The sequence below is a fragment of the Moraxella atlantae NBRC 14588 genome (genome assembly GCF_001591265.1).
GTDB lineage: Bacteria > Pseudomonadota > Gammaproteobacteria > Pseudomonadales > Moraxellaceae > Faucicola > Faucicola atlantae.
Window position 1 is genome coordinate 1 of sequence record NZ_BCUL01000037.1, and the last position, 9,119, is coordinate 9,119.

The following is a 9,119-nucleotide window of genomic DNA, read 5'->3' on the forward strand; positions in this document are numbered from 1 at the left end:
GATTAAAGCCACGTCCTTTAAAACAAGAAAACAGCGTTTCAATCTGCCAACGCTTGGCATAAGTTGCCATCGCATCATCATCGTCAAAATCATTGGTCGCCACAATCACATAATCGTTGTTGCTATCAAGCTTGGCGGATACCTTAACAGAGCAGTCATCGACCATTAAAGTTCGGTCATGGTGATAAGTATCGTGTTGGCTTAGGTTGTGAAACAGGGTGTGTATTTGCACGCTTTGCCCTTGCGTGTTAGTCACCTTGCTGTCTTTTTTGATGCGTATAGCAAATTTTAAATGCTCTGTGGTAAACCAGTTAAACCACGCTTTGCCGACAAACTCTCTATCAGCGAGTATTTTTACGATTTTGTCTTTACCAAAGTTGTGAATGAATTTTTCAATCAGTTCGGTTCGCTCTAAGGTACTTGAGTTGCCCCGTTTATCTAGCATTGTCCAGTATAGGGGAATGGCAATGCCGTGATGTACGGCGGCTAGCATAAAGATGTTGATGTTGCTTTTGCCCCATTTCTAGTTTGTTCTATCAATGGTAAGGGTAACTTTATCTAGCCCAAATAGGTTGTAAATAAGGCTGGCTATTTGGTGTTCGTCAAGTTCGGTGTCTGCTAAAAACCGTTGTATGCGTCGGTAGTTGCTGTCGGTTTGTGTTGTATTGGGAAAGTGCCTTGCTATCTTTTTTAGGTTGCTACTTTGGGCGGTTATCAAACCTATTATCATTTGGCTGATGCAGTTGATTTTTGCCCTGTGTAGTGTTAGGTTTTGGGCTAATATAGTTTCTAGTCTGATAAGATTTGGCATGGTTTAATTCGTTGAAAAAATTACTATTATGCCTTGTTTTATCAGACTTTTTTATTTTTTTGTCGTGTGCAGAGAAAATTTTTAATCTTTGATGATTTTTAATGCTCATGCATCTGCCCGTCTTTGTGCAGTAATTGGCGCACGGCCTGCCACGTGACGCTAACACCGCTTTTACCAACCACCAACGCGACCAACAAACTTGCCAGCGCATCGACCCATTGCCAGCCAAACATGAGCAGCGCAAGGCTTGCCACAATCACCGCCAGTGACCCAAGCGCGTCAGCAATCACGTGCGCATAAGCAGCTTGCATGTTGAGGTTATCGTGTTCACCATACTGCATGAGCTTCATCACGCCGATATTGACAATCAGCCCGACTACCGCCACACCCAGCACGGGCAGCGCATCAATCGGCTGTGGCTGATAAAACCGCTGCACCGCCTCAACAACCACCCAAACCGCAATCACCAACAGGCTGATACCGTTCACCAATGCCAACCACAAGGACAATTTATCACCGTGTTTGCCGCGCCCTTGCACCCACACCGCAAGCCCTGCCAATGCCAGCGATAAGCTGTCATTGAGCATATGCCCTGCATCCGCAAGCAGCGCCAAGCTACCAAACAGCTTGCCTGTGATGGCTTCAATCAGCATAAAGCCTGTGATAATGGCAAAACTGAGCCACAAAATCCGCTGATTGCGCGGTACATGGCTGTGCCCGTGGTGGCTGTGGCTATGCCCGTGGCTGTGTGGATGCGTGTGGTTGTGTGAGTGTTTGGGCAAATCGGGCATGGCAATTCCTTGAGGGGGGATACGTCTATTTTAGCCGATTTTGTCTCTGATGTTGGTAAATAAACCGTTATTGACGCGTGTGTTTGTGTAAATCCGTCATTGACCTGAACAACAACGCAAAGATTGGCAGATTTTTAGATGGCAGCATGATTGGTCGGCGTGGCAAGTGCGCTGACAAGCTCATGGGTCAATGCCTCGATTTGTGCAGCCGCAAGCGGTGCAGGTGTGCGCACGATAAACATATCCTCGGCGCGCTCGCCTAGCGTGGTGATACGGGCAAACTGCACGGCAACCTCATGCGCCAGCAACACACGGCTGACCCGTGCCAGCAGTGACGGCTGATCAAGCGTTTCAATCGCCAACGTGTATTGCTGCGCCATCGTGGTTGGGCGAATCTCGACACGCGTCGGCACATCAAAATGGCGCAATTTACGTGGCAGATTTTTGTCAATCAAAGGCGCGATTTGCTGACTGGCAAAGCCTTGTTGCAAGCGTGTGCGCAGCGTCTCTTGGCGGCGCGTATCAACCAATAATGTATTTTGGCGATCCAGCACAACGTATGAGTCAAGCGCGATACCATTACAACTGGTAATCACGCGCGCGTCTAACACATCGAGCTGCATGGCATCCAACACCGCCACCGTCACGGCAAACAGATTGGGCTGGTCAGGCGTATAAATAAACACCTGCACGGCATCAAGTGCCAACTCATGATGCTCACGCAAGGCAATCAGCGGTGTGGTGGGTGATAAATCGGTCGGTGATTGGTCAACATCCGTGGCAGCTTTGGTCACAGCCGCATGGGCGATAATCGCCTTGGCATGCCACACGATATCGGGCGCAATTTCACGCAAAAAATAATCCTCGCCCAACGCTTGCCATAGATTATCAATTTGCGCCAAATCAGCGGCAGACAGCGTTGGATCAGCTTGCAGCAGCGTTCGCGCGCGCGTCTGTTTGGCGTGTACCAAATCCTTACGCCCCTGCTCGCTTGCATAAACACTGGCATTACCATCGGCAAGCAACAACCGCCGCGTTTGGTGATACAACTGCCGCAGCAAGGTGGCGCGCCAACTATTCCAAATTTGCGCGTTGGTTGCGGTCATATCCGCCACAGTCAGCGCGTACAGGTAGTTTAAATGGGTGACATCGCCTACCGCTTCGGCAAACGTGGCTATCACTTGTGGATCAGAGGTATCCTTTTTTTGTGCTGTCATTGACATCAACAAATGCTGCTCAACCAACCATGCCACCAACTGGCTATCGGCAGTGCTCAGCCCGTGCGCCGTACAAAACGCCAATGCTTCAGCTTGCCCAAGCTCACTGTGATCGCCGCCGCGTCCTTTGGCAATATCATGAAACAATGCCGCCAACGTCAAAAGCACCTTACGTGTGATGCCGCGATAAATGCTACTAACCAGCGGGTACTCGCCTGTGTAACGCGCATCGGTGAAGCGATGCAGCACGCGCACCACGCGCAGCGTATGAGCATCAACAGTATAACGATGAAACAAGTCGTATTGCATCAGCCCCGTGATCTGGGCAAAAGCAGGAATATACCGCCCAAGCACGCCATAGCGCTTCATGGCTTGTAAGCGATGAAACAGCAAATTTTGCTCAACCAAATTTGCCATAAATAGCCCACGGTGATACGGGGCTTGACGAAACGCATCATCAATACGCGGCGCGGCAGTAATCAACGCGCGCACCGTTGCGGTTTCGATGTATTTGATATCATGCTGTCCCATCAGCAAAAACAGACTCAGCATCGCTGATGGGGTTGCCACAAACACATCAGCATGACGCATGATGATTTGCTCACCGCGCTGAACAAATTGTGCATTGAGCGGTATGTCGGCAACTTTAGGCGCAGCCATGCCAAACAGCGTTTGCTCAGCATATTGACAAATTAACTCACACAACGTTGATACCGCCATCGCACAGCGATAATAATCGCGCATCATACGTTCAACAGCAGCATTTGGGCGGTCATCAGGCATGGCGTGATAGCCCATGCGCTCAGCGACATTGCGCTGATAATCAAACAACAAGCGGTTTTCGTTGCGCCCTGTGATGTGGTGCAGATGGTGGCGTACTTGCCACAAAAAACCTTCTGCCTCATGCAGCGTTTGGTATTCATTGGCGGTGATAAACCCTGCCGCCGTTACTGTAGCGAGCACCGCTTCAAAATTTGCCACCGCAAAATAGCGCAAACCGATCCAGCGTACGGTCTGGATATCGCGCAGCCCACCAGGGGCATGTTTGATGTCGGGCTCAAGGTTGGATTCGGTTGCATCGTGCTTGCGGTAGCGCGCGCGTGTTTCTGTCATTTTGGCACAAAAAAAATCCGCCGCTGACCATGCCTGCCAAGCCATGTGGCGCAAATCAGACAGCAGTGCTTCACCATCTGGCGCATTTTTTGCCAACAAGACGCGCGCTTCTAGTAAACTGGTTGCCACCGTGATATCTGCGCACGCGGTCGCACACTCAGCGCGGCTACGCACCGCCAATGCAGGGGTGATGCCACTGTCCCACAAATGGGCGGCAAACCGACAAATGCGTTCATGCGTGTCAGCGGTTGGATTGTCCGCCGTGATGATCAGACAATCCACGTCCGAATACGGGTGTAGCTCACCGCGCCCATAGCCACCTGTCGCCACCAAGGCAACCTCGTCTGCTGTCAAGCCGCAATACGCCAACAACGCACACAACAAGCGATCCATCGCCAAGCAACGCGCTGCCACCACCGCGCGGATATCGCCCGTTTCGCCCAGCATGGCATCTAGCTGCGCTTCAATGGTGCGCAGCCAATCGGATGTGCCCAAATGCTTGTCAGTGGTCAAGCAAAGCGGTGGCAAGCGATGAAAAATACTTGTAGCGGTGTGTGATATGGGCATGGGTTTTGCCAAGGTCATAGGTTGGTGTAAGTGTTACTGTAACCTGTTGGCTTAGGGTTTGGCAACCGCTAAAACTTTGGCATTGATGATAAATGGCTGGCCAAAAAACCGCGTGAATTTTGCGAACCACAGGGGTTGGTGGTACTACCCTAGCTGGCGGATCTTTGTGTTGTCCTGTGGCGTTCTCTGTGCGTTTTTGCCCCCTATCTAAATTTGCTTTGAAAAGCTCACGTTCAGCACATTGTTATTCCCATAATTCATCATGGTATTTCTTGCCTGTTGCTCATTCGCTGTTAATTTTGGCTCTCTTGGCTCTCTTGGCTCTCTTGGTTTTGTTGCTCCGCTTCTGCTCTCGCTTTGGCTCGATGTTGAAATGCTTTTTTGAAGTAATCCGCCCCTTTATTGTTGTAGGCTATTAACTCTTGTTCTTGTTTGTCGGTCAGTTTGATTTTGCCGACATGGTCTTGTTCAGTTTTTCTTGTTATCAAAAGCAAATGGGCGTGGAAATTGCGATTATCGCCTTGCTTATCGGGTGCATGAACCGCCATATCAACCGCTATTTGATATTTCTCACTCACATACTCCGAAAAACTCCCTTTACTCTCTGCCATGCTGTGCTAAAATTGGTCTGGTTTCAATGGGATAAAGTCGAATAATGGCAACTCTACAACAACAGATAGCTCAAAAGCAAGAAAACGCCCAAAAAATTATATTAGGTGGCATGGTTCTATCAGTCGCTCGTAACAATCCCCAGTTCGCCCAAAATCTGCTAAGTATGATTAATCAAGCAGTAATCGGGATACAGACAAAAAATTTCTTAAGCGTATTATTATCGAACTACAACAAATTATTAGTCAGGGAGACAAACAATAACAATGCAAAAAAATCCCTAATAAATAGGCTAAAAATTTTAAATCTATCTTCGTCAAAAAGGATGGATTAATGAAAACTAAGTTTGAGCAAAGCAACACTTGGCAACATGAGCGTAAAATAGAAATAAAAAAAAATTATAGATAATGATAATTTTCCTTGTATTTTTGGTAAAAAGGCAAGCAAGAATAATACAATACAATGGCTACTTTGTGAATCATCTGATAATCAAAAAAACTTTTTCTTACAAGGAGTTATAGACTATACAAATTTTATCATTCGTTGCCGTAAACCTGCGACTTCAGGCGGTGGATATAAGGCAATTGTTAAATGCGATAAGTTTTGCTATACTCATCTCACTATATTCAATGTCTTACATTCCACAGCTAAGTTAAGACTAAATTGCGAGTACGCAGTAACTTAACTGGTAAGACGTTTCCAAACACACACTTAAGCTAATTCGTGTCTATGACAATCCTAACGGTAGGATTAGCTTAAAATAAGAACCTAAGATGTACGGTGTGTCGTACGGGCGGTTGCCATTGTCTTAGGTTTGCGGTGGGGCTTCACCGTCTTGCAGAAGGAATCTCCGAACGATAGGGAGGGGAGGAAGTCAAACAATACTTAATTGACAATGAGCCCAAACAATGGCTTTTAGATGTGCCACAAGACTCCAATAATTATGAATGGTGCTTATGTTTTAATGAAGTACAACTTTTCATCAATATAAGTTCATCAAAGCACTTAAAATATAAAAGTCGTAATTTAGGAAAAGATATCTGTTTGGTTATCAATCCTAGACAAATATTTGATGTAGTTGCTCCTTTAAATGTAGTTGCTCCTTTAAAGTAAGCCCCCGACCATCCCTCTATTGCGGTTTCCAGACATGAGGTAACAGCTCATCAATCTGGCTATCAAGATGCGTCGGCAGCCGTCTCAGCACATCCGCCAAATACGCATACGGGTCAAGCCCATTCAATCTAGCTGACTGGATAATCGACATAACATTCGCCGCCCGCTGCCCACTCTCAAGCGACCCAGCAAACAACCAATTCTTACGCCCGAGAGCCCAAGGACGCATCTGATTCTCTGCCCAATTATTATCAATCGGCAAACTGCCATCATCCAAATAACGTGTCAGAGCCTGCCACCGTTTCAAGCAATACTCAATCGCCTTGGTAATACTGGCATTCTTAGTCGTGCCTAACCTTTTCTCCTGTAACCACGCATAAAGCCTATCCGCAACTGGTTTAGCCTTCTGTTGCCTGATTTGCCTAACGACTTGGGCATCTCTAGGCGTTGGTGATTGGTTTTTCTCAAACCGCTCATCAATCTCACGCTCAACGGCATACAGTGATTGAAACAGTTCTAGTGCCTCAATGCTAATAAGACTCTGCCCTGTCACATGAAGCTCATGAAACTTACGTCTAGCATGAGCCATACAGCCTACTTCAATCACCCCTCGCCCAAATAATGGCTTATAGCCGTTATAGCCGTCGCAAACAAGCTTGCCCTTAAAGCCCTTTAAAAAAGCATTGGGATACTCACTACCCCGACCTTGGGCAAAGTCATACACCACCGCTTTGATTGGGCTGTGCTGCGGTGTTACATACGCCCAAACATAGCCTTGCTTTAACTTGCCTTTCACGTCTTTTACCCCATAGCCATTTAACACTTTGACTGGGGTTTCATCGGCATGCACAATTGGCTGGGTTAGCATTATTTTATGCAAACGTTTAACTAAAAACCCAAGCTGTACTCCACAGCGTCCGACCCAATCGGCTAAGGTTGAATCGGATAAATATACCCCACTACGCTGATAAATCAGGCTTTGGCGATATAGGGGCAAATGGTCAGCGTATTTACTGATAAGCACATGAGCCAGTAGCTCAGACGTGGCAATGCTTTTATCGATGATTTGGGCATCGGTTTTGGCTTGAACCAACCGCTCACGGTTACACGCAGCGTTACGGCAGGTGTATTTGGGATAAACATGACGCTCACGGTAAAACTGCTTTGGTACAAAGCCAAGTTTATCTTGAACATCTTGACCAATTTGCGTCATTTGACAGCCACATTCACAGGTGGTTGACGGTGGTTCGTGGATGATGGTGTGAATGTCGAGGTTGTCAGGGATAACGATGCGTCTTTGCCGTTTGGGCTTGGTTGGTTTTTCTGATAGTGTACCTAATTGGTTATCCGACTTTTCTTCAAGTTCTTGAGTAGTAAGCGTTTGAGCATCAATCGGCTTGTTAGCAATCAGTTTGGCTCGCTCGTCATCGCTAAGATTGGCTAAGAAGTTGTCATGGGCTTGTTCAAGCGATGCCAGGTCTTCTAGGGCGGTTTCTTGGTTTAAGTGGGTTTGTTTGGGGGTTAAGCCTTCGCTTTTTTGCCCAAACAGGCGATGAATAAGACGTTGCTGTTTGGCAATGGCGTCAATGAGTGCTTGGTTGATGCGAGCAAGTTCGGCTTCGTATTGCTGCCTTTGCGCATCGATTTGTTTCTCGTATTGTTGTTTGAGTTGCGCTGCTTGCTGTTGGTATCGTTGTTCTAGCTGTTGTTGCAACTGTTGGTATTGCCGACTTTGCTTTTCAATTTGTTGTTGCAGTTGCTGTGTTTCTTGTTGAAGCTGAGCGTTTTGGGCTAATAGCTCAGCGTAGCTTGGCGCAGTTGGGTCGGATGGGTGGGCAGCGGTCATGACATGAGTTTGCCATAACCGCGATAGATTGTCAGCTAACGGGCGGTGATAGTTGAGATTTAGCGGGTTTATGATAAAGGCAGGTTAGGTCAGCGGGGTGAGTATGTCTTTGCCTAGGTTGTGCCAGGGCAGTCCGCTGACAAGGGCGTTGAATTGTTCATGGCTGATGGTGAGTCCTGTGGTTGGGTTGGTTAGGCTGTGATGTCGCATGAGGCGTTCGCCTAGTCCGTGAAATCTGCCATCATCGAGTGTTCGGGTGCATAGCCATATGCCCAGTCCGTCATGAATGAGTAGTTTTAGCCGTGTGCCTGCTTTGTTGTAGAATAGGTAGGCACAGTGTGGACGGATGCCTGGGTGGTGCTGTAGGATAAAGGCGAGTAACTTGTTGCTGCCACTTCGCATGTCCATGGGTGCGGTGGATAGCCAGATTTGTTGGGGGTTGATAAGGGGATTCATTGTAGCCCCCGTAGTAGTTCGATAAGGCTGTGATTGTCGATTTGGGCAATGCTTAGTTTTATGGGCATTGTGTTGTGGCTGTTATTGTGAGTGGGGATTTGTAGTTCTATACCTGTCAGGACTGATGACCTGGATGTGCTCTGGTCGATGATTTGCTCAGGGTTTGACTCTGGCTGAACATTGATAGGAATGAATGTTGGTGTATTGCGGTAAGCGTCATTGTTAATAAGTGTGGGTAGTTGGTCGGTTTGGGCTTGTTTGGCTTTTTGTTCTCGTTTCCAGTTGTGTAAGAGATTCTGGTTGATGCCGTTGTCTCTGGCTATGCTGGCAATTGACCGCCTGAGCTTATCGCTTCTTGTACTAGAAATTCTTTGAATTCGTCACTGTAGGTCTTGCGCTTGGGTTTGTTGGTTGCCATTTTAATGTCCATTTACTGAAAATCATGGACATTATCTCGCTTCATCTAAGAGTGCAGTAGAGGGGCTGGTCGGGGGCTTACGCTTTTTCTAACCAGCTTAGTGCGCGGTGCAGGCGTAGGTTGAGTGGGTCTGGGCGTTCTTTTTTACTACCATTAAATTTTTCAGTTAAATTCATAA

8 protein-coding genes are annotated in these 9,119 nt (G+C 47.4%); 1 reads left to right on the top strand and 7 read right to left on the bottom strand.

The window, feature by feature from the left end:
* The 4 genes from MA2_RS10985 to MA2_RS10220 all read right to left on the bottom strand — a co-directional run.
* A partial coding sequence (locus tag MA2_RS10985) for a transposase (protein ID WP_156470951.1) occupies positions 1 to 493 on the bottom strand: 493 nt, incomplete at its 3' end.
* A gap of 416 nt (positions 494 to 909) precedes the next feature.
* Entirely contained in the window at positions 910 to 1,602 is a 693-nt protein-coding gene (locus MA2_RS10210; RefSeq protein ID WP_067059506.1) for a cation diffusion facilitator family transporter, read from the bottom strand.
* Between the two features lie 134 nt (positions 1,603 to 1,736).
* Positions 1,737 to 4,499 (bottom strand): [protein-PII] uridylyltransferase, encoded by a 2,763-nt coding sequence (gene glnD / locus MA2_RS10215; RefSeq protein ID WP_067059515.1) that lies wholly within the window; start codon positions 4,497 to 4,499, stop codon positions 1,737 to 1,739.
* A 293-nt stretch (positions 4,500 to 4,792) separates the two neighbouring features.
* The gene (locus MA2_RS10220) at positions 4,793 to 5,110 is read right to left on the bottom strand and encodes a MobA/MobL family protein (RefSeq protein ID WP_067059509.1); all 318 of its coding nucleotides are present in this window, start codon (positions 5,108 to 5,110) and stop codon (positions 4,793 to 4,795) included.
* Positions 5,111 to 5,996: 886 nt separating this feature from the next.
* Here MA2_RS10220 and MA2_RS11590 point away from each other — a divergent pair.
* Positions 5,997 to 6,221: a YqcI/YcgG family protein gene (locus tag MA2_RS11590; RefSeq protein WP_082781986.1), complete on the top strand. Its 225-nt coding sequence runs from the start codon at positions 5,997 to 5,999 to the stop codon at positions 6,219 to 6,221.
* 16 nt (positions 6,222 to 6,237) lie between these two features.
* On the opposite strand, the gene tnpC is transcribed toward MA2_RS11590, so the two are convergent.
* From tnpC to MA2_RS11595, 3 genes are all read right to left on the bottom strand, one after another.
* A complete protein-coding gene (gene tnpC / locus MA2_RS10230) occupies positions 6,238 to 8,067 on the bottom strand; it encodes an IS66 family transposase (RefSeq protein ID WP_067059513.1) in 1,830 nt (609 codons plus the stop codon).
* Positions 8,068 to 8,151: 84 nt separating this feature from the next.
* The gene (gene tnpB / locus MA2_RS11000; RefSeq protein WP_079352076.1) at positions 8,152 to 8,523 is read right to left on the bottom strand and encodes an IS66 family insertion sequence element accessory protein TnpB; all 372 of its coding nucleotides are present in this window, start codon (positions 8,521 to 8,523) and stop codon (positions 8,152 to 8,154) included.
* Positions 8,520 to 8,855: an IS66 family insertion sequence element accessory protein TnpB gene (locus MA2_RS11595; RefSeq protein ID WP_373279771.1), complete on the bottom strand. Its 336-nt coding sequence runs from the start codon at positions 8,853 to 8,855 to the stop codon at positions 8,520 to 8,522. Before MA2_RS11595 ends, tnpB begins: the two co-directional genes overlap by 4 nt.
* Positions 8,856 to 9,119: the final 264 nt, after the last annotated feature.